Below are 21,149 nucleotides of genomic sequence, written 5' to 3'. Positions count from 1 at the left end.
TAGCAACTTATAAAACAAAAAATTATGATAAAAAACTATTTTTTCGCACTTATATTGTTGGTAATTTTTGATGCTACTGGTCAAAATAATTATTCAGTTTCTTCTATTCCATTCCAACAATATACAGCTACTTTACCTGTTGTAGGTACACAGGATGATACCAATTCTAGTGTTATAGATTTACCTTTTCCTTTTGATTTTTATGGAGTAACATACAATCAAATAATAGTAAGCACAAACGGATATATTGATTTTAGAACAAGTTTGGCAAATGCTATGTCGCCTTGGTCTTTTAATCAGAGTGTGCCCTCAACGAGTTTTCCTGTCATGAATTCTATTTTAGGATGTTATCATGATATGTTTAACAATAATAGTTTAGGGTATATTACATATGGAGTATACGGAACGGCTCCTTACAGAAAGTTTATTGTGGTTTACAATAACAATGCTCATTTTTCATGTTCTACAACTTTTAGTACGTTCCAAATTATTTTATATGAGAGCCAAAGTATAATAGATGTACAATTGATTGATAAAGGAGTTTGTACTACTTGGAATTCAGGAAATGCTGTAACAGGATTAATTAATGCTACTGGAACTATTGGAGTAACTGCTCCTGGTAGAAATACTGGTGCTTGGACTGCATTTCATGAAGGTTGGAGATTTGGAAGACCAAGTTATTATAGTGGAACTTATGCTTTCGTAAAATGTGATACAAACAATACAGGATTGGAACAATTTAACTTGCAAGTGGTTCAAAATGATTTGTCTCCTATAAATCCAAGTAACATAACACTTTATGAAACACTTTCTGATGCTCAAACGCAGTCAAATCCAATAACCAATTTGATGTATACGAATACTTCAAACCCACAAACTATTTATGCTAGTGGAAATGGAGTTGTGAAAGAAGTGAAATTAAGTATCGTTGATTGTGCAGTTGATTATGATAATGATACCGTTTCTACAAGTTCAGAGGATGTCAATAATGACACAAATTTGGCTAATGACGATACTGATATGGATGGAATTCCAAATTATCTAGATAATGATGATGATGGAGATTTAGTTTTAACTAATGTAGAATATGTTTTTTCTAAAAATGCAACTACTATAGTTGATACTGATAGTGACGGAATACCAAATTATTTAGATAATGATGACGACGGTGATGGGACATTAACCTTTAAAGAAGATTATAATGCTAATGGAAACCCAAGTGATGATGATATTAACTCAAATGGCATTCCAGATTATTTAGATCCAACGGTTTCATCATTATCAACTCAAACTAATTTGTTTGAAAATTCTATTGCATTATTTCCTAATCCAACTTCTGATATTTTAAATATCGAAAATTCTACCGCAAGTGACATTAAGGATGTTGCTATTTACTCGATAAGTGGAGCATTAGTAAAAGAAGTGAAATCGGTTGATACCATCCAATCAATCTCTGTTTCTGAATTACACTCTGGTATTTATTTTGTAAAACTTCTTGTGAATGATGAAGTTAAAAATTCCAAATTCATAAAAAAATAATCTTTTAAACTATATTAGTAAAGGTTTAGTTACGACTAAACCTTTTTTTATGTTCAGATTTTCTTGAAATTAGTTAAGTTTACCAAAAATCTCGTTATGCCACGCGAAATTCAGACCCAAGTTCTTCCAGAAATAGCTCACAGCGAGGTATTATTACAAGAACATTGTGCAAAATTATTACATGAATCCAATGCAAATATCCAAAAGATAGTTGTTTTAAAACGTTCTATTGATGCACGTCAAAAAACAATAAAATTCAATATTAAAGCATTAGTTTATTTTAAAGGGGAAAATTTTCATGAGCATAAAATAGAACTTCCAGCCTACAATAATGTTTCCAATTCTCGTGAAGTAATTATTGTTGGAGCAGGACCAGCCGGTCTTTTTGCAGCCTTGCAATTAATAGAATTAGGTCTTAAACCCATTGTAATCGAGAGGGGTAAAGAGGTTCGAGGGCGTCGTAGAGATTTAAAAGCAATTAATCGTGACCATCTAGTTCATGAAGATTCCAATTATTGTTTTGGAGAAGGAGGTGCAGGAACCTATTCAGATGGAAAATTATATACACGTTCCAAAAAGAGAGGTGATGTCGACAGAATTCTACAATTATTAGTCGGTTTTGGCGCTTCTCCAGATATTTTAGTGGAAGCTCATCCTCATATAGGAACCAATAAGTTACCTCAAATTATTCAAGACATTCGCGAAAAAATTATTGCTTGTGGCGGAAAAGTTTTGTTTGAAACTCGTGTTATCGATTTTATTGTAAAAAGCAATGAAATACAAGGAGTTATAACTCAAAAAGGAGATATAGTTTCTGCCAATAAAGTCATCCTAGCCACAGGACATTCGGCTCGTGATATTTTTGAATTGTTAGACAAAAAGAAAATAGTTATTGAAGCCAAACCTTTTGCCTTGGGGGTTCGTGCAGAGCATCCTCAAGAGTTGATTGATCGTATTCAGTATTCGTGCGATTTTCGAGGCGTTTATTTACCACCAGCACCTTATTCTATTGTAAAGCAAGTAAATGGTCGTGGTATGTATTCGTTTTGTATGTGTCCTGGAGGTGTCATTGCTCCTTGTGCAACAAGTCCGGGTGAGGTGGTAACCAATGGCTGGTCGCCTTCAAAGCGTGATCTAAGCACCGCCAACTCAGGTATTGTGGTCGAATTGAAATTAGAGGATTTTAAACCCTATGCTAAATTTGGAGCTTTGGCGGGAATGGAATTCCAAAAAGCCATTGAACAAAGAGCGTGGCAATTGGCAGGCTCCACTCAAAAAGTTCCAGCTCAGCGTATGGTCGATTTTACACATAATACATTATCTGCCGATATACCAAAGACTTCTTATGTTCCAGGAACGACTTCTGTAGAAATGGGACAGGTTTTTCCGGGATTTCTTTCTCAGATTATGAGAGAAGGTTTTAAGGAATTTGGGAAAACCATGCGAGGCTATCTCACTAATGACGCCATCCTTCACGCACCTGAAAGCAGAACTTCATCACCTGTTCGAATTCCAAGAGATCACGAGACATTAGAACACATTCAAATAAAAGGGTTATACCCGTGTGGTGAAGGGGCGGGTTATGCAGGAGGCATTATTTCAGCGGCTATTGATGGAGAGAAATGTGCTTTGAAAATAGGTGAGGCTTTGAGCTAAAAAAAATCGCCCAATTTCTTGAGCGATTTCCTTGAATTAACCATTACTTCTTTTTCAATCTATCTTTAAATATTTTTTCGAATTTTTCAATTTTGGGTTGGATGACCATTTTGCAATATGGTTTCTCTTTATTGTTATTGAAGTAATTCTGATGGTAGTCTTCTGCGGGATAAAACGCTTTAAAAGACTCTAGTGTGGTTACTATTGGACTATTGTAAACATTTTTATTATTTAACTCATTAATAATGCTTTCAGCCGCTTTTTTCTGTTGTTCATTTCTGTAAAAAATAACCGAACGGTATTGTGTTCCTACATCAGCTCCTTGACGATTTAACGTGGTTGGATCGTGAACGGTAAAGAATACCTTAAAAATTTCATCCAAATTGGTTTTGGTTTTGTCGTAAGTAATTTCAACAACCTCTGCAGCTCCAGTAGTTCCCGTGCAAACTTCTTCATAACTTGGGTTGGCAACGGTACCACCAGAAAATCCTGAAATAACTTTAATCACTCCGTCTAAATTTTCATAAACAGCTTCTACACACCAATAACAACCACCACCTAAAACAATTTTTTCTGTGTTTAGTTTTGAATTTTCCGAACTTGTATCAGGAATAAAATCTAAAGATATAGCATTCATGCAATATCGTTTTCCTGTAGGCGCAGGACTGTCATCAAATAAATGTCCTAAATGACTTCCACATCTACCACAATTCGCTTCGGTGCGTTGCATTCCAAACGAATTGTCGGGTTTAAATGTGATACTTTCTTTATTATCTTGTTCAAAAAAACTCGGCCATCCACAACTACTAGTGAATTTTTGATTGGACTTGAATAATTTATAACCACATACGGCACAATAATAAGTACCTTTGGTTTCGTCGTTCCACATTGTTCCTGTAAAAGCTCTTTCTGTATCCGCCTCTCGAGCTACGGCATATAAATCTGGAGGTAGTATTTTTTTCCATTCGGCATCAGAAATGGTTAATTTTGAGGTATCGGTATGAGAATAATAAGGATTGTTAGGTTTGTGACTGACTTGTTCCATGGCATTAGATTTTTGATTATGAGATGATGATTGTCCACACGCTGTTACCACAAAAAAAGGGAACAGAGCTAAAAAGGTTAATAAGGAATGTAACTTTATCATAAAGTTCTTGTTTTATTTTTAACAAAGTTACGTATGGGAAGTTAAAATAAAATGTTAATAAAAATAAAGGGTAGTACTTTTAGGGAAAGTTTAACGATTGTTTGATTTTGCGATAGGAGTTACCCATTCTTTTTTTGTATTTTTGAACCAATGAAAGAAGAACAAGTAATTTTAGTAAACGAAAAAGACGAACCTATCGGTTTGATGAATAAACTAGAAGCTCACGAAAAAGCACAATTGCATCGAGCGTTTTCGGTTTTTGTATTGAATGATAAAAATGAAGTCATGTTGCAGCAACGAGCGCATCATAAATATCATTCGCCATTACTATGGACCAATACTTGCTGTAGTCATCAACGTGCTGGTGAGAGCAATATTGAAGCAGGGAAGCGTCGTTTATTTGAGGAAATGGGCTTCAAAACAGAGTTGAAAGAATTGTTTCATTTTATATACAAGGCGCCCTTTGATAACGGTTTAACCGAACATGAACTCGATCATGTGATGATTGGCTATTCCAATGAAGTGCCAAGCATCAATAAAGAGGAAGTAGAAGATTGGAAATGGATGAAAATAGAAGCCATCAAAGAAGATATGATTCAAAATCCAAACGAATATACCGTTTGGTTTAAAATTATTTTTGATGAATTTTACCATTATTTGGAAGAACACAAGATTTAAGAAGGCAAAATTTTACAAATCAAAAATCGTTAATTAACATTCAAAAATCATCATGAGGGTTACCGTATCAAGAAAAGCGCATTTCAATGCAGCGCATCGTTTGTATCGAAAAGATTGGTCTATGGAACAAAACGATTTAGTTTTTGGAAAATGTAACAATCCTAATTTTCACGGGCATAATTACGAATTAATTGTTTCTGTTACAGGTGAAATTGATTCAGAAACAGGCTATGTAATTGATACGAAAGTGCTTTCAGATTTCATTCGGATGTATGTTGAAGACGCTTTTGACCACAAAAATTTGAATTTAGATGTTCCTGAGTTTGCCGATTTGAATCCAACAGCTGAAAATATAGCTGTTGTAATTTGGAATAAATTACGTAAGCATATTGATGAAACGAAAGAATTAGAAGTCGTATTATATGAGACCCCACGTAATTTTGTAACTTATAAAGGCAACTAAATGGCACTAAAAGTAGGCGATAAAGTACCGAATTTTAAAGCTATCGATAGTCTTGGAAATGAGTTTGATAGTCTGCATTATTTAGGAAAACAACCTCTTGTTATTTATTTTTACCCAAAAGACGATACCCCAGGTTGCACCATTCAAGCTTGTTCTTTTCGTGATAAGTACCAAGATTTTAAAGACTTGGGTGCTGAGGTTATTGGGATAAGTGCCGATTCGGTGCAATCGCATCTTAAGTTCAAAAGTAAGTTTGATCTACCCTTTATTTTACTTTCTGATCGTGATAAAAAAATAAGAACGCTTTTTGGGGTTGCCAAAGATTTTTTAGGTTTGATTGATGGTAGAACTACCTATGTCATAAATAAAGAAGGAATAATAAAATTGGTTTTTGATAGTACCACAGCCAAAAAACATATTGAGAAAACGCTTGAAATTCTTAAAAAAGAGTTCTAGTTTTTCTTATCAAATGTGTTTTCTTATTTTTGCGGTCTATGAAATTATATCCGCTACAATTTCATCCCATTCTTAAAGATAGAATTTGGGGTGGTACCAAGTTAAAAACCTACTTGAATAAACCTATAAGTTCAGAAATGGCCGGTGAAAGCTGGGAGATTTCTACTGTAGATCATGATGTGAGTGTGGTTTCAAATGGAGTTTATGAAGGAACATCGTTAATCGATCTGATTAATGAATTTCCAGAACAACTACTAGGTACTCAAGTTTATAAGCAATTTGGTTGTCAGTTTCCGTTGTTGTTTAAATATCTTGACGCTAGGGAAGATTTATCTATTCAGGTACATCCTAATGATACATTGGCAAAAGAGCGTCACAATTCTTTTGGTAAAACGGAGATGTGGTATGTGATGCAGGCAGATACAAACTCCAAATTGATTATTGGTTTTAAAGACAAATCATCTTCTGAAGCGTATTTGAAACATTTAAAGAATAATACCTTACTTGATATTCTCGATACAAAAGAAGTTAAAAAAGGAGAGGTTTTCTTTTTAGAAACAGGAACGATTCATGCAATAGGTGCTGGAACTGTTATAGCAGAAATTCAACAAACCTCTGATATCACTTATAGAATTTACGATTTTAATAGGGTAGACGCTAGTGGAAAAACACGTGAACTGCATATTGATTTGGCTTTAGATGCTATAAATTATGACGTGGTTTCCTCCGAAAAAAAGTATTCTAAAATAGAAAATAGGTCTAATAATGTGGTGCAATGCCCCTATTTTACTACAAATTTTATTCCTTTAGATGGTGGCATGACTATTTCCAAGAATGACGATTCGTTTCATGTATATATGTGTGTTGGAGGATCTTTTGAATTAAAGTATGAAGATGAAAAGTATCACTATACAATTGGTGATACGATTTTGATTCCCGCTAAAATCAAAAATTTCGAAATTTTTGGAACATCTGAGTTGTTAGAAATATACATTTCGTAACATGAATTCAAAAGATTATGTGTAATTTTGCATCAAATTTTAAAAAATAAAAAAAATGGCAAGTGTTAGAAATTTAAAAAAAGATATTAATTACGTTTTAGGAGATATTATTGAAGCGGTATACATTTGTGAGATGACTGGAGCAGGAAAACCAACAGAAGCTACAAATGCTATTATAGATGAAGCTATTAGCTCTTTTGATGCTTTAATTACGAAAGTAAATGCTAAAAATGTTGAAAATAATAAAGCACATTTCAAACAAATCAATGAGGAATTAGAACAAACTGCTAATCAATTGGTTGCTAAAATCAATGCGCTTTAACAAAAAAATCATTAAAAAAGTGCAAAAATATTTTGGAAATTTAATTTTCAGTCCTATATTTGCATCACAATAATGAGACGCCGATGTAGCTCAGCTGGCTAGAGCAGCTGATTTGTAATCAGCAGGTCGTGGGTTCGAGTCCCTCTATCGGCTCAAGAAAAACCATCACTTTAAGTGGTGGTTTTTTGTTTTGTGTTCTAGCAATAAAAATACCGTTTTGAATATTCAAAACGGTTTAAGTTTATTTTAGTTAGAATTAGCGTCTTATAATAACTTTTTCTACTGCTTCAACAATAGCTTGATGATTAAGCTTGTATTTATCCATCAATTGTTCTGGAGTACCACTTTCACCAAAAGAATCTTGTACAGCAACAAATTCTTGTGGTTTAGGATTATTTAAAGCTAGCGTTCTGGCTACACTTTCTCCCAATCCACCAAGAATGTTGTGTTCTTCTGCAGTGACTACGCATCCTGTTTTAGCAACTGATTTCAATATCGCTTCTTCATCCAATGGTTTTATGGTGTGAATGTTAATCACTTCGGCAGAAATCCCTTTTGCTTCTAGAGTTTCAGCAGCAATCAAAGCTTCCCATACGAGATGCCCAGTGGCAATAATAGTTACATCGGTTCCTTCATGAAGCATGATCGCTTTACCAATTATAAAAGGTTCGTCAGCAGGTGTAAAGTTAGGGACTACTGGTCGACCAAAACGCAAGTAAGCTGGACCATGGTGTTCTGCTAAAGCAATAGTAGCTGCTTTGGTTTGATTGTAATCACATGTGTTTATTACTGTCATGCCAGGCAACATTTTCATCATACCAATATCTTCCAATATTTGATGTGTTGCACCATCTTCTCCTAGTGTTAATCCAGCATGAGAAGCACAAATTTTTACATTTTTATCTGAATATGCAACCGATTGACGGATTTGGTCATACACACGACCCGTAGAAAAGTTGGCAAAAGTACCTGTAAATGGAATTTTACCTCCAACGGTTAAACCAGCTGCAATTCCAATCATATTGGCTTCTGCAATTCCGATTTGAAAAAAACGTTCTGGATGATTCTTTTTGAAATCATCAAATTTTAAAGATCCAATTAAATCAGCACAAAGCGCCACTACATGTTCATTTTTTTGTCCTAATTCAGTCATCCCTGCTCCAAATCCTGAGCGAGTGTCTTTACTTCCTGTATTGATATATTTTTTTATCATATCTTATTTTTTATAACTAATAAAATTGAATTCAATATTTTGTTTTTTTATGAAATTATAGTTACTCTCTGAGATTTTTTTTCCATTTTCAACATAAATGATTTTATCAATTTCATCGGTTGTTATTAATGGAACTTTATAATTAATGATTAATTCTGATTCGTATTCATTTTCATCTTTTTTAGTTTTGTTTTTATTCTCTTTAAATACATAGTATTGTTCGTCTATTATCTTTTTCTTTTTCTTATTAGAATAAACTATTTTGTGAACAATTAAACTATGTTTGATAGAATCTCTTTCGAATTCTACTTCTTTATATTTTTTTTTGTAATCGGAAGCAAATTTCTTTAATTCATTAAAATCATCATCAACATAATGAGATATAGTATCTAAATGTTTTAAATCATCAATAGATTCAATATTTTTTGTAAAATTAAAAAAGAAAATTTTATTATTAGAATAATCAAATAATGTAGCAGATTTCAAAGTGTTGTTAATTGAAATATAACTGTTTTTATCATAAGAATTTTTAACCAAAATTATATCATATTCTGCTTCTTCAAACTTATTATAATGTATAGTTTTGAAAGAAAGAAAGGTATCAAAATGATAATGAAAAGGTTCTTCTTTTTGTCCAAAACAAATAAGTGTTGTCCAAAACAAAAAAAGAAGAAAAAATTTTTTCATTAAGTCAAATTTGAAGAATAATTTTAATAATCGCCTAGAGTTTCAGGGTTTTGTGCTAAAGCATTTGCCAATTGTTCGTCACTTGGAGCTTTACCGTGCCAAGCATGCGTGTGCATCATAAAATCTACGCCGTTACCCATTTCAGTATGTAGTAACACACATACGGGTTTTCCATGGCCTGTTTTAGATTTAGCATCGTTCATGCCTGTTAGTATAGCCTCAATAGAATTTCCCTCTGTAATCTCCACTACGTCCCAATCAAAAGCTTCAAATTTTGCTTTCAAATTCCCCATATTTAAAACATCTTTAGTAGCACCATCTATTTGCTGACCATTGTAATCAACAATTGCAATCAAATTGTCTACTTTTTTTGCAGAAGCATACATGATTGCCTCCCAATTTTGACCTTCTTGAAGTTCGCCGTCTCCTGTAAGCACATAAACCAAGTGTTGGTCTTGATTCAATTTTTTGGCTTGTGTAGCCCCCAACGCAACAGACAATCCCTGACCCAGAGACCCTGAAGCCATTCGAATTCCTGGTAAACCTTCATGTGTTGTTGGATGGCCTTGTAAGCGCGTGTCTAATTTTCTAAAAGTAGCTAACTCAGAAACAGAAAAATAACCACTTCTTGCTAATACACTATAAAAAACGGGTGAGATATGACCATTTGATAAGAAGAAAATATCTTCTCCTATTCCGTTCATATCAAAACCTTCTTTGCGAGTCATAATACTCTGATAAAGGGTTACTAAAAACTCAGCACAACCCAGAGAGCCTCCAGGATGACCCGAATTAACAGCGTGTACCATTCGAAGAATGTCTCTTCTTACTTGAGTGGTAAAATCTTCTAGACGTTTAATTTCAGACATTTTTTGTAGTTAAAAATTATAAAGAGCAAAGATAGTCAGATAATTTTAGATTATCATTCACAAGATTTGTAATTCTTTTGAAGATGAATAGATATAAATTAGCTTATAAATTTAGCAATTCCGAAGGCAGCACCCGCAGCCAATAGTCCTACTAAAGTTACTTTAATAGCGCCACTAATGGGAGGTTGACCGGTAACTTTGCTTTTGAAATATCCAAAAATAAACAGACAACATGTTGTAAATAGCGCTGATAATTTAAGACCATTTGTTGGAGTATCTGTAAAAAAAATAGGCGGAAAGCGGCAAAAAACCTCCAACAATATAAGCACAACCTATGGTTAAGGCACTATTTCTTGCTCTTTTAGGATGTGGTTTTTCAAGTCCTAATTCAAATCTCATCATAAAGTCGACCCATTTGTCTTTATCCTTTGCCAATTGATTTGCTAATAAAGTTTGTCCTGCTTCATCAATTCCGTAATCGGCAAAAATTTCTTTTACTTCATCAATTTCTTTTTGATGATAATTGTCAACTTCAAAGTACTCTCGTTTTAATTCACTTTCATAATGATCTTGTTCTGTTTTACCTGCAAGATAACCACCTAATCCCATTGCAATACATCCAGCTACAATTTCGGCTATTCCTGCTGTGATAACGATAGTGTTGCTGTGTACGGCTCCACTTAAACCAGCCGCTAAGGCAAAGGGTACGGTCAACCCATCACTCATTCCAATTACAATGTCAGTTATAAAGTCGGAACTTTTGAGGTGTTGTTCTTGATAGGCAATAGTATTACTCATCGGCTTTGTTTTTTAATTTCATTAATAGGGTATAGGCTCCTTTAGTAACAATTGATGCTCCCTCCAATTCGTTGGCGTTAACAATTTCTACATACCCATTTTCAGCAACATTGGTTTTGACTTCAATCATTTTAAATTGGTTCTTTCCAATTGTAACAAAGATATAATCTTTTCCTTCATAATTTACAATCGCTTCTTGATTGATGGCAAAAGCATTGTTGTTTTTTAGTTCAATTTCGGCATTCATGTACATGCCCGGAAGTAAAGAATTGTCATAATTTTCAAAATGACAATGCACATCTGCCGCGTGTTCTTCTGTAGACAAATCTTTACTTATAAGTAGAATCTCGCAGGGATGTTTCTTTTCGGGTTGGTTGTTAGTATAGGCAACTAATTTTTGACCTATAGAAAGTTTTGTAATATCTTTTTCAAAGACTTTAAGATTAAGATGAATATCACTAGGGTTTATCAATTCGAACAAAACATCAGAAGGATTGACATATTTTCCAATATTCACATTTACTTTAGAAACAAACCCATTGATTGGCGCATAAAGTGCGACACTTTTAGATATGTTTTTTTCTGATAATGTGGCAGGATTAATATTAATAAGTTTTAATTTTTCACCTAATCCACCAAGTGTAATTCTCAAATTTTGGTATTCGGCATCGGCCATTTGAAATACTTTATCACTGCTGGCTTGATTTTTATTGAGTTCTTTTTGACGTTCGAATTCTTTTTCAGCATAATAAAGTCTTGATTTTGTAATTAGGTAATCTTGTTGCAATTGAACATACTGTTGGTCCTCCATAGTAGCGATTACTTCTCCTTTTGAAATATGTAATCCAGGTAAAAGCTTGGTAGATTTTAAATACCCTCCCAAAGGCATGCTTATGGAAACCATATTTTGCGGTGGAACGTCAATTTTTCCAGTTACTTTTAAAAGGGAAGATAGGGTTTTTTGTTCAAGTTTTCCTATCTTAATTGCTGTGTTTTTGGCTTGCGCATCGGTTAATGATACGATTGTATTGTCTTTGTTTTCTTCGGAAGTAGCTGTTTCGTTACTTTTTGAATGGCAACTCAGGAATGCCAATACTAAAAAACTATATAATATATTTTTCATTTGATTTTATTTTGAGGTAAGATAATTGAGTTGAATTACGATTTGATTGTAATGATGAATAGCATCTATGTAGTTGCTTTTTGTGGTAATGCTTTGATTAACAAGAATGACCCAGTCTAAATAATTGATTTCACCATTGATGAATTGGATACCTGCCGTTTTCATTACTACATCAGCGTTAGGCAAAGCAGTTTTTTCATAATAATCTAATTTTTCGAGAGTACTTTTGTATAAAGTTAAAGTAGTTCTGATTTGATTCTCAAGAAATAATTTCTCTTTATCAAATTCATTTTGAGCGATAGCTTCCTCTATTTTTGACGCTTCAATCTTTGATTTTTGTGCTCCTCCAAAAATAGGAATACCCAACCCGAATTGAACCGATTGAAAGCGATTGGATTTAGAATACAATACATCATCGGCTCCAATACCAATGATGGATGTATTGTTATAGCCAAATATTAGTTGAGGCAATAATTTTGCTCTTTCGAGTTTGGTGTTTGCCAACGAAATCCTCTTCTGTTGATTCAATACGGAAAGATAGGGATGTGTTTCCGAGGAAATTTCCTCGGTTGGAGTAACGAATTTAAGTTTTAATGACGACGATTCTGGGATGAAGCGTTCCTTGGAATTCAATAAAAATAAAAATTCATTTTGTGTGCTTTCTCTTTCCTCAATTAATTGTGTTAATTGTAATTGAATAGCTCCTTTTTGTGATTCAGCAGTGGTTTTTTCCAGAATATTGCTTTCCCCTTTTTTGAATCGTAACTCCGATTTGAGTAAAAATTCAGCATATAAAGAGTCGCATTTTTTTAGTAATTTTTCCTTTTCAGATAAATAAATTAGTGTAAAAAAGATTCTTGAAACCTCCCTTTTGAGTTCGATTTCCTTCAGAGCTACGGTATAATTAGATTGCTGCCATTCTTCAGAAAAGAGCTTTTTTTGTCGGGTGTATACCGTGGGAAAGTGAATCGTTTGAGACACTCCCCATCGGGTATCATTGTAAATACTATTCAATTGACCGTAATCGCTAGAAATGGTTGTTGGTGCGATAGCGTAGGCTGTTTGAATCATTTTTTTCTGATAGTCTGATTTGAGTTTTTCAGATTTTAGTCCATGATTGTTTTGTAACGCCATTTCTAGAGCATGATCTATACTGATGGTTTTTTGAGCTTGAAGGGAAAAAGTAGAGGATAATCCTATTAAGAGCAATCCGATTGTTATATTTTTTCTCCTAAATGGGAAGCGAATTCCTTTTTCAAAAGTAACATATAAAATAGGAAGCACAAACAATGTTAAAAAAGTGGCAATCAAGAGTCCTCCAATAACTACAGTCGCCAAGGGTCTTTGAACTTCGGCTCCAGCGCCATTGCTTATAGCCATAGGCAAAAATCCTAGTGATGCCACAAAAGCAGTCATCAATACGGGACGCAAACGAACTTTAGTTCCCATTAAAACAATTCTTTGCACGTCGTTCATACCTTCTGATTTTAATTGATTAAATTCCGAAATTAACACAATCCCATTCAATACGGCCACACCAAAAAGCGCAATAAATCCCACACCGGCACTGATACTAAAAGGCATTCCTCTCAAAGCTAAAAAGAAAATCCCTCCAATAGCCGATAAAGGTATCGCAGAGTAAATTAATAATCCTTTTTTTACCGAATTGAAGGCGAAAAACAGCAAAATAAAGATTAATAACAAGGATACAGGTACCGCTATCATTAGTCGTGCTTTGGCTTTGTTTAAATTTTCAAAAGCCCCACCATAAGTTGTATAATAGCCAGGTGGAAATTTAATTTGCTTTTCAATTTTTTGTTGTAATTCGGTAACAATACTTTGTACATCACGACCTCTTACATTAAATCCAACTACTATTCTTCGTTTTGCATCCTCACGCTGAATTTGGTTTGGACCATTTTTGATATTCACTTCGGCGAGTTGATAGAGTGGAATTTGAGTACCTTGTGGCGTAGGAATTAGAAGATTTTGTATGTCTTCAAGATTTTTTCTTTGGTTAGTGTTTAAACGAACAACCAAATCAAAACGTTTTTCTCCTTCAAATACTAAACCTGTACTTTCCCCAGCAAAAGCGGTATTGATTACTTTATTGACGGCATCTATAGAAAGATGATACTGTGCAATCGTATTTCTGTTATAGGTAATCACAACCTGTGGCATTCCTGTTATGGGTTCGATATACAAGTTTTGAGTTCCTTGAACAGTAGGAATAATTTTTCCAATTTTGGCAGCATAATGGGCTAATGTATCAAGGTTTTCCCCAAATATTTTACAAACTACATCTTGTCGTGCTCCTGTCATTAATTCGTTAAATCGCATCTGTACGGGATATTGAAAACCAGCCGTAATTCCTGGAACAGCTTCGAGGGCTTTTCCCATTTTTTCAGCCATTTCGTTAAAAGTTTCCGCTGTTTTCCATTCGCTTTTATCTTTCATCACCACCATCATATCACTTCCATCCATGGGCATAGGGTCGGTAGGAACTTCTCCACTGCCTATTTTAGTAACAACTTTTTCTACTTCTGGAAATTGGGTTTTTAAAATATGAGCTGCTTTTTGAGTGCTTTCTATCGTTGTTTTTAAATTACTACCTGTCAATACTTTGGTATCTACTGCAAAATCACCTTCTTCTAAAGCAGGAATAAATTCGCCACCCAAAAAAGTTAAAGTAATTAGCGCAAGTACAAAAAGCGATAGCACCGTAGAAAGTACCATTTTAGGATGATTTAATATTTTTTGAAGCGCATGTTGGTATTTTTTTTCAACACGATTCATAATTCGGTCTGATAGATTGGACTCATGCTTCACTTTTTTGCTTAAAAATAAGGCACTCATCATCGGAATGTAGGTAAGCGAAAGAATAAAAGCACCAAGCAACGCAAAGGCAACGGTTTGCGCCATTGGTTTAAACATCTTACCTTCAATACCTTGTAGTGTAAAAATGGGTAAGTATACGATTAAAATAATAATCTGACCAAACACGGCACTATTCATCATTTTGCTTGCAGAGGCTTGCACCTCATTGTCCATTTTTTGTTGTGACAATTGTTGGACATCCTTAAATTTTTTACTGTGTGATAATTGGTGCATTACAGCTTCTACAATAATGACGGCACCATCAACGATAAGTCCGAAATCTAACGCTCCCAAACTCATCAAGTTTCCACTCACGCCAAAAGTATTCATCATAATCACTGCAAAAAGCATAGCCAACGGAATTACAGAAGCGACAAGAAGTCCCGCTCTGAAATTTCCTAAAAATAAAACCAAAACAAATATGACGATTAAGGCACCTTCAAGCAAATTATGTTCCACAGTACCAATAGCATTATTCACCATTTTTGTGCGGTCCAAGAACGGTTCAATAACAACTCCTTCAGGAAGTGTTTTTTGAATTTGCGCAACACGTTCTTTCACATTTTTAATGACATCACTACTATTGGCTCCTTTCAACATCATGACTACAGCACCTGAAACTTCTCCAGTATCATTGTAGGTCATGGCGCCATATCGGGTGGCGTAACCTATTTTTACTTCAGCAACATCTCTAATAAAAAGAGGCGTACCTGAAGTAGTAGGTTTAATAGCAATATTCTCAATATCTTCAATAGAACCCAGCAGTCCTTCACTTCTAATGAATAAGGCTGTCGGACCTTTCTCAATATATGCTCCTCCCGTATTTTGATTGTTTTGTGCTACTGCCGAAAAAACATCACTGATGGTCAGTCCATACGATTGCAATTTATTGGTGTTAACCGCAATTTCGTATTGTTTTAATTTTCCTCCAAAACTACTCACTTCGGCAACTCCTTTCACCCCTAGGAGTTGTCTTCTTACAATCCAATCCTGAATGGTTCGCAGTTCGGTTTCATTATATTTTTTTTCATACCCTTTTTTTGGACGAACCACATATTGATAAATTTCGCCCAATCCTGTAGATACTGGACCCAATTCTGGGGTTCCAATGCCACTAGGGATAACAGTTTGTACTTTTTGAAGCCGTTCGGCTACTTGTTGTCTCGCCCAATAAATGTCTGTTTCGTCATCAAATACAATGGTTACGAGAGATAGCCCGAAGCGTGAAAAACTTCTAATTTCTTTCAGTCCAGAGATATTATTATTAGCCTGTTCAATCGGGAATGTAACCAACCGTTCAATATCGGTCGCCCCGAAAGATGGCGCAATAGTTATTACCTGAACTTGATTGTTGGTAATATCGGGTACGGCATCAATAGGCAGTTTTGTAGTTTGATAAATCCCATAAAAGAGAAGACTTATTATAAATAACCCAATAATGAGTTTGTTCTTTACAGAAAATGCAATGATTTTATTTAGCATGTAAAATGATGTTAATTATTTTTTGAAATCAATAAGAATAAATGTACAAATAATAAATTTAGATGTACCATGAAGAACAAAAAAGAATTAACAAAATTTTGGCGGTTGCCAAATACTTTCTAAATAAGACGATGAAAAGTATGAAGTATAGTACGTATGTAATTCCGTACTTTTAGGTATAAAACAAACGTTTTGAAGATAATTTTTTTCTTCGGGAAGCACTGTAACATGATGATTGTTGTTGCAATTATCATGCGTTTTAAAAGGCAATTTGGAGTCTTTCTCTAAATCATTATCATGGTCGTTGCTGTAGGCATAGTGCATGTATAGAAACTTCCATAAAGTCACCGAGGCATCTTTTTGTTGGTGTTCCGAAAAATGTTCCACCAAAGCAGGAAGTTTCAAGAACTGATGCAATTCAGTTGTCGAAAATAAATATACAAACAATAAGCACAATACCACAGATTTCTTCATGCTTGAAAGATGCTTTACTAATTCAATACAAAAGTAATTAACATTTTTTGAATAACCACAGCCACATGATTTTTTAATGGTTTTTTTAAGAAAAAGAATGAAGAAATGTCTTTTAAATCATGTTAATTAAAGTAAAAAAAGATAGATAGAATGGGCTAAAAAAAGTATATTTGCCCGTAGAAAATGCTTTTATGAAATTTGAATTAATACAGAAAGACACTAATTCCAAAGCCAGAGCCGGAAAAATTACCACAGACCACGGCGTGATTGAAACGCCAATTTTTATGCCCGTTGGTACCGTAGCCTCCGTAAAAGGGGTTCACCAAAGAGAACTAAAAGAAGAAATTAATCCCGATATTATTCTCGGAAATACCTATCATTTATACCTTCGACCTCAAACTGAAATTCTTGAAAAGGCAGGAGGGCTTCATAAATTTATGAATTGGGATCGTAACATCCTCACCGATTCGGGGGGGTATCAAGTGTATTCCCTTTCAGCCAATAGAAAAATTAAAGAAGAAGGCGTAAAGTTTAAATCTCATATCGATGGATCATACCATTTTTTTTCGCCAGAAAATGTGATGGATATTCAAAGAACCATTGGAGCCGATATCATCATGGCTTTTGATGAGTGTACGCCCTATCCCTGCGATTATAGATATGCCAAACGATCCATGCACATGACACATCGTTGGCTTGATCGTTGTGTCAATCACCTAAATTCGACACCACCTAAATATGGTTATGAGCAAACCTTATTTCCCATCGTTCAAGGAAGTACTTACAAAGACCTTCGCCAACAATCGGCAGAATATATTGCCAACGTGGGTGCACAAGGAAATGCCATCGGCGGACTTTCAGTAGGAGAACCCGCAGAAGAAATGTATGCCATGACTGAAGTGGTTTGTGACATCTTACCAGAAGATAAACCACGTTATTTGATGGGGGTTGGAACGCCCATAAACATCCTAGAGAACATAGCCCTTGGAGTCGATATGTTCGATTGTGTGATGCCTACTCGAAATGCTCGAAACGGAATGCTCTTTACAGCACATGGAGTCATCAATATAAAAAATAAAAAATGGGAAGACGATTTTTCTCCTATAGATGAAATGGGACATACCTTTGTGGACCTCGAATATACTAAAGCCTATTTAAGACATCTCTTTGCAGCCAATGAATATTTAGGAAAACAAATTGCTACAATACATAACCTAGGCTTTTATCTTTGGTTGGTGCGCGAAGCAAGAAAGCATATTTTGGCAGGCGATTTTAGAGTGTGGAAAGAAAGAATGGTAACTCAAATGAATCAAAGACTGTAAGTTTTTTTCAGAATGTTAAAAATAATTGACAAATACATACTAAAAAGGTATTTAGCCACTTTTACAGTGATGCTGTTGATGTTTATTCCCATCGGAATTACCATTGATGTTTCTGAGAAAGTGAATAAAATGATAGAAAATCAAGTTCCTTTTAGTGCTATTGCCCAATATTATGTCGATTTTACCATTTATTTTGCCAATTTACTTTTTCCCATATTTCTTTTTTTATCCATAATTTGGTTCACGTCCAAGTTGGCAAACAACACCGAAATTATTGCAATATTAAGTTCGGGAATATCCTTTACACGATTTTTAAGACCCTACATTATTGGAGCAACTATAGTATCTATTTTTGCCTTAATTATGGGATTTTTTTTAGTACCCAAAGCCAGTGACGGATTTAAAAATTTTAGATACCGTTACCTTATTGGGAATGGTGAAAATGAAATGAGAGACAACTCGGATGTGTATCGACAAATCAATCCCAACGAATACATCTATGTGAGTAATTACAATTCCGATTCCAAAATGGGATTTAATTTTTCCATGGAGCGCTTTGAAAAAGACAAATTAAAATACAAAGTATCGGCAAGTCGAATCATGTGGAATGCAAAAGACAGTAGTTATACCCTTTTTGATTACAGAAAAAGAAAAATAGGTGCCTATAATGACATTCTCGAAACATTGCCACAAAAAGATACCGTTTTTCAATTTGCTTTAGAAGATTTGACACCTGTCGTATACATCGCAGAAACACTTCCCTACAATGAGTTAGTACGATTTATTGAAAAAGAAAAAGAAAGAGGATCTACCAACATCAATGTATATTTGGTAGTCTTGTATAAAAAATATAGTATTCCAGTCTCCGCCTTTATATTAACAATAATTGCAGTGGCTGTTTCTTCCATGAAACGAAGAGGAGGTATGGGAATAAACCTAGCCATAGGGATTTCATTAGCCTTTTCTTTTGTGTTTTTAGACAAAGTTTTTGGTGTATTGGCTGAAAAATCTAGTGCACCACCCTTAATAGCCGTTTGGATTCCCAATATTGTTTTTGGAATCTTGGCTTTATACCTCCTCAAAAATGCTAAAAGATAATATTAAAAGCCATTTACATCTTCATCTCATCGTATTTATTTGGGGATTTACAGCAATTTTAGGCTCATTAATTTCTTTAGAAGCGATGCCTTTGGTATGGTATAGGATGCTCTTGGCTGTTGGGTTCATATTGATATATGTTAAATTAAAAAAAATACCATTACAAGTTTCTCAGAAAGAGGTTCTTAAGTTTACTTTATCAGGTTTAATTATTGCATTCCATTGGTTTACTTTTTTTAAGGCTATTAAGGTATCGAATATTTCGGTTACTTTGGCCTGTCTTTCAACGGGAGCTTTTTTTACCACCTTATTAGAACCACTGTTTGGTAAAAAGAAGATAGTCTTTTATGAACTAATATTAGGCTTGATTGTGGTTGCTGGATTGATTCTAATTTTTCATGTAGAAAAAAAGTATGTGGAAGGAATAATTTTGGGATTACTCTCAGCATCATTATCAGCTACTTTTGCAATTGTAAACAGTAAATTTGTAAAAAAGCATAGCCCTGTTGTAATTTCTTTTTATGAACTCCTAGGAGGTGTGCTGTTTTTTTCCGTACTTCTTTTGATTACAGGTGGTTTTAATGCCTCTTTTTTCAAAATTAGTGTAAACGACTTCTATTATTTGCTTATATTGAGTTCGATTTGTACTGCTTATGCTTTTGTGGTTTCTACCTCCGTAATGAAATACTTAACGCCTTACACAGTAATGTTAACCATTAATTTAGAGCCTGTGTATGGAATTATTTTGGCGGTAATACTCTTTGAAGATAAAGAAAAAATGTCTCCCGAATTCTACTTAGGAGCTTTTATTATATTGACGACAATTCTCATTAATGGCATTCTAAAAAATAGAACGAAATAGACGAATTTGTTAAAACTAACCGTTAAAATTACGCTTACTACAAATATTTAGTTTTATATTTGCATTTCGAAAAAATTAAAACTAGACAAATCCTATGGAATATTTAGATTTTGAGCTTCCAATTAAAGAACTTGAAGACCAATTAGACAAATGTCAAATTATTGGATTGGAGTCGGATGTTGATGTAACAAATACATGCAAACAAATCGAAAAAAAATTAGAAGAAACCAAAAAGAAAATATATAAAAATCTTACTGCATGGCAACGCGTACAGTTGTCAAGACACCCCAACAGACCCTACACTATGGATCACATTCAAGCATTGTGTGGGGATACTTTTCTTGAACTTTTTGGAGATCGTGGGTTTAAAGATGACAAAGCCATGGTTGGGGGTTTAGGGAAAATAGAGGGTCAGTCTTTTATGATTGTGGGTCAACAAAAAGGCTACAATACCAAAACCAGACAGTACAGAAATTTTGGAATGGCCAACCCTGAAGGATATCGCAAAGCCTTGCGTTTAATGAAAATGGCAGAGAAATTCAACATTCCTGTACTTACATTTATTGATACACCAGGAGCATATCCTGGACTAGAAGCCGAAGAACGGGGTCAAGGAGAAGCCATTGCGAGAAACATTTTAGAAATGTGTCGTTTAAAAGTACCAATTATCTGTGTGATTGTTGGAGAAGGAGCTTCAGGAGGAGCTCTTGGAATAGGTGTAGGAGATAGGGTATTAATGATGGAAAACACATGGTATTCTGTAATTTCACCCGAATCGTGTTCTTCTATCTTATGGAAAAGTTGGGAGCATAAAGAAACTGCGGCTGAAGCACTAAAATTAACCTCTTCAGATATGAAGAAACAAAAATTAGTAGATGAGGTAATTCCAGAACCCTTGGGAGGGGCGCATTATGATAGGGAGACTACTTTTAAAACTGTACAGCAATATATTCTTAAAGCATATAATGACATCAAAAAATTATCAACACAAGAGCTAGTAGCGCAAAGAATGGATAAATACAGCAAAATGGGCGAATTTAAAGAATAAAATCATTCAATGAGAATACTTAATCCGAAGCCCA

General features: G+C 34.4%; 20 protein-coding genes and 1 tRNA gene. 12 read left to right on the top strand and 9 right to left on the bottom strand.

The window, feature by feature from the left end:
• Positions 1 to 24: 24 nt before the first annotated feature.
• Together CLV55_RS11085 and CLV55_RS11080 are read left to right on the top strand one after the other, a co-directional pair.
• Complete coding sequence (locus tag CLV55_RS11085) at positions 25 to 1,539, top strand: T9SS type A sorting domain-containing protein (RefSeq protein WP_112113865.1); 1,515 nt, start codon at positions 25 to 27, stop codon at positions 1,537 to 1,539.
• Between the two features lie 96 nt (positions 1,540 to 1,635).
• Positions 1,636 to 3,195, top strand: coding sequence for an NAD(P)/FAD-dependent oxidoreductase (locus tag CLV55_RS11080; protein WP_112113864.1), 1,560 nt, complete (start codon positions 1,636 to 1,638; stop codon positions 3,193 to 3,195).
• Positions 3,196 to 3,238: 43 nt separating this feature from the next.
• On the opposite strand, the gene CLV55_RS11075 is transcribed toward CLV55_RS11080, so the two are convergent.
• A complete protein-coding gene (locus CLV55_RS11075; protein WP_112113863.1) occupies positions 3,239 to 4,342 on the bottom strand; it encodes a bifunctional methionine sulfoxide reductase B/A protein in 1,104 nt (367 codons plus the stop codon).
• 150 nt (positions 4,343 to 4,492) lie between these two features.
• Here CLV55_RS11075 and idi point away from each other — a divergent pair, with 150 nt between their 5' ends.
• The 6 genes from idi to CLV55_RS11045 all read left to right on the top strand — a co-directional run bounded on the left by idi (position 4,493) and on the right by CLV55_RS11045 (position 7,415).
• Positions 4,493 to 5,020 carry an isopentenyl-diphosphate Delta-isomerase gene (gene idi / locus CLV55_RS11070; RefSeq protein WP_112113862.1) on the top strand — a complete coding sequence of 176 codons (528 nt, stop codon included), beginning with the start codon at positions 4,493 to 4,495 and terminating at the stop codon, positions 5,018 to 5,020.
• A 52-nt stretch (positions 5,021 to 5,072) separates the two neighbouring features.
• Positions 5,073 to 5,483 (top strand): 6-pyruvoyl trahydropterin synthase family protein, encoded by a 411-nt coding sequence (locus CLV55_RS11065; protein ID WP_112113861.1) that lies wholly within the window; start codon positions 5,073 to 5,075, stop codon positions 5,481 to 5,483.
• Entirely contained in the window at positions 5,484 to 5,939 is a 456-nt protein-coding gene (locus CLV55_RS11060) for a peroxiredoxin (protein WP_112113860.1), read from the top strand. It begins immediately after the preceding gene.
• Positions 5,940 to 5,977: 38 nt separating this feature from the next.
• Positions 5,978 to 6,940 carry a type I phosphomannose isomerase catalytic subunit gene (locus CLV55_RS11055; protein WP_112113859.1) on the top strand — a complete coding sequence of 321 codons (963 nt, stop codon included), beginning with the start codon at positions 5,978 to 5,980 and terminating at the stop codon, positions 6,938 to 6,940.
• A gap of 55 nt (positions 6,941 to 6,995) precedes the next feature.
• Positions 6,996 to 7,262, top strand: a complete 267-nt coding sequence (locus CLV55_RS11050) for a hypothetical protein (RefSeq protein WP_112113858.1) — start codon at positions 6,996 to 6,998, stop codon at positions 7,260 to 7,262.
• A gap of 79 nt (positions 7,263 to 7,341) precedes the next feature.
• Positions 7,342 to 7,415, top strand: a tRNA-Thr gene (locus CLV55_RS11045).
• 103 nt (positions 7,416 to 7,518) lie between these two features.
• Here CLV55_RS11045 and CLV55_RS11040 read toward each other — a convergent pair.
• The 8 genes from CLV55_RS11040 to CLV55_RS11010 form a co-directional block, all read right to left on the bottom strand.
• Positions 7,519 to 8,472: a transketolase family protein gene (locus CLV55_RS11040; protein WP_112113914.1), complete on the bottom strand. Its 954-nt coding sequence runs from the start codon at positions 8,470 to 8,472 to the stop codon at positions 7,519 to 7,521.
• A 6-nt stretch (positions 8,473 to 8,478) separates the two neighbouring features.
• Positions 8,479 to 9,162, bottom strand: coding sequence for a hypothetical protein (locus CLV55_RS11035; protein WP_112113857.1), 684 nt, complete (start codon positions 9,160 to 9,162; stop codon positions 8,479 to 8,481).
• A gap of 23 nt (positions 9,163 to 9,185) precedes the next feature.
• On the bottom strand, positions 9,186 to 10,031 hold the full coding sequence (locus CLV55_RS11030; RefSeq protein ID WP_112113856.1) for a transketolase: 846 nt from the start codon (positions 10,029 to 10,031) through the stop codon (positions 9,186 to 9,188).
• A gap of 98 nt (positions 10,032 to 10,129) precedes the next feature.
• The gene (locus CLV55_RS13105) at positions 10,130 to 10,360 is read right to left on the bottom strand and encodes a VIT1/CCC1 transporter family protein (RefSeq protein ID WP_394338245.1); all 231 of its coding nucleotides are present in this window, start codon (positions 10,358 to 10,360) and stop codon (positions 10,130 to 10,132) included.
• A complete protein-coding gene (locus CLV55_RS11025) occupies positions 10,287 to 10,829 on the bottom strand; it encodes a VIT1/CCC1 transporter family protein (RefSeq protein WP_262510380.1) in 543 nt (180 codons plus the stop codon). Before CLV55_RS11025 ends, CLV55_RS13105 begins: the two co-directional genes overlap by 74 nt.
• A complete protein-coding gene (locus CLV55_RS11020) occupies positions 10,822 to 11,952 on the bottom strand; it encodes an efflux RND transporter periplasmic adaptor subunit (RefSeq protein WP_112113855.1) in 1,131 nt (376 codons plus the stop codon). The genes CLV55_RS11025 and CLV55_RS11020 overlap by 8 nt, the downstream gene beginning before the upstream one ends.
• A 6-nt stretch (positions 11,953 to 11,958) precedes the next feature.
• Positions 11,959 to 16,311, bottom strand: a complete 4,353-nt coding sequence (locus CLV55_RS11015) for a CusA/CzcA family heavy metal efflux RND transporter (RefSeq protein WP_112113854.1) — start codon at positions 16,309 to 16,311, stop codon at positions 11,959 to 11,961.
• A gap of 87 nt (positions 16,312 to 16,398) precedes the next feature.
• Positions 16,399 to 16,785, bottom strand: coding sequence for a hypothetical protein (locus tag CLV55_RS11010; protein ID WP_112113853.1), 387 nt, complete (start codon positions 16,783 to 16,785; stop codon positions 16,399 to 16,401).
• Between the two features lie 191 nt (positions 16,786 to 16,976).
• Between CLV55_RS11010 and tgt the strand changes: the two genes are divergently transcribed.
• From tgt to CLV55_RS10990, 4 genes are all read left to right on the top strand, one after another.
• A complete protein-coding gene (tgt, locus tag CLV55_RS11005) occupies positions 16,977 to 18,107 on the top strand; it encodes a tRNA guanosine(34) transglycosylase Tgt (protein ID WP_112113852.1) in 1,131 nt (376 codons plus the stop codon).
• A gap of 12 nt (positions 18,108 to 18,119) precedes the next feature.
• Positions 18,120 to 19,205, top strand: a complete 1,086-nt coding sequence (locus tag CLV55_RS11000) for an LptF/LptG family permease (RefSeq protein ID WP_112113851.1) — start codon at positions 18,120 to 18,122, stop codon at positions 19,203 to 19,205.
• Positions 19,192 to 20,067 (top strand): DMT family transporter, encoded by an 876-nt coding sequence (locus tag CLV55_RS10995; RefSeq protein WP_112113850.1) that lies wholly within the window; start codon positions 19,192 to 19,194, stop codon positions 20,065 to 20,067. The genes CLV55_RS11000 and CLV55_RS10995 overlap by 14 nt, the downstream gene beginning before the upstream one ends.
• A gap of 94 nt (positions 20,068 to 20,161) precedes the next feature.
• Positions 20,162 to 21,115, top strand: a complete 954-nt coding sequence (locus CLV55_RS10990; protein ID WP_112113849.1) for an acetyl-CoA carboxylase carboxyltransferase subunit alpha — start codon at positions 20,162 to 20,164, stop codon at positions 21,113 to 21,115.
• Positions 21,116 to 21,149 lie beyond the last annotated feature (34 nt).

It is taken from the genome of Flavobacterium aciduliphilum (genome assembly GCF_003268855.1).
In the GTDB taxonomy this organism is placed as follows: domain Bacteria; phylum Bacteroidota; class Bacteroidia; order Flavobacteriales; family Flavobacteriaceae; genus Flavobacterium; species Flavobacterium aciduliphilum.
Note: the sequence above shows the minus strand (reverse complement) of the source record. Positions and strands in the feature narration are given on the sequence as shown.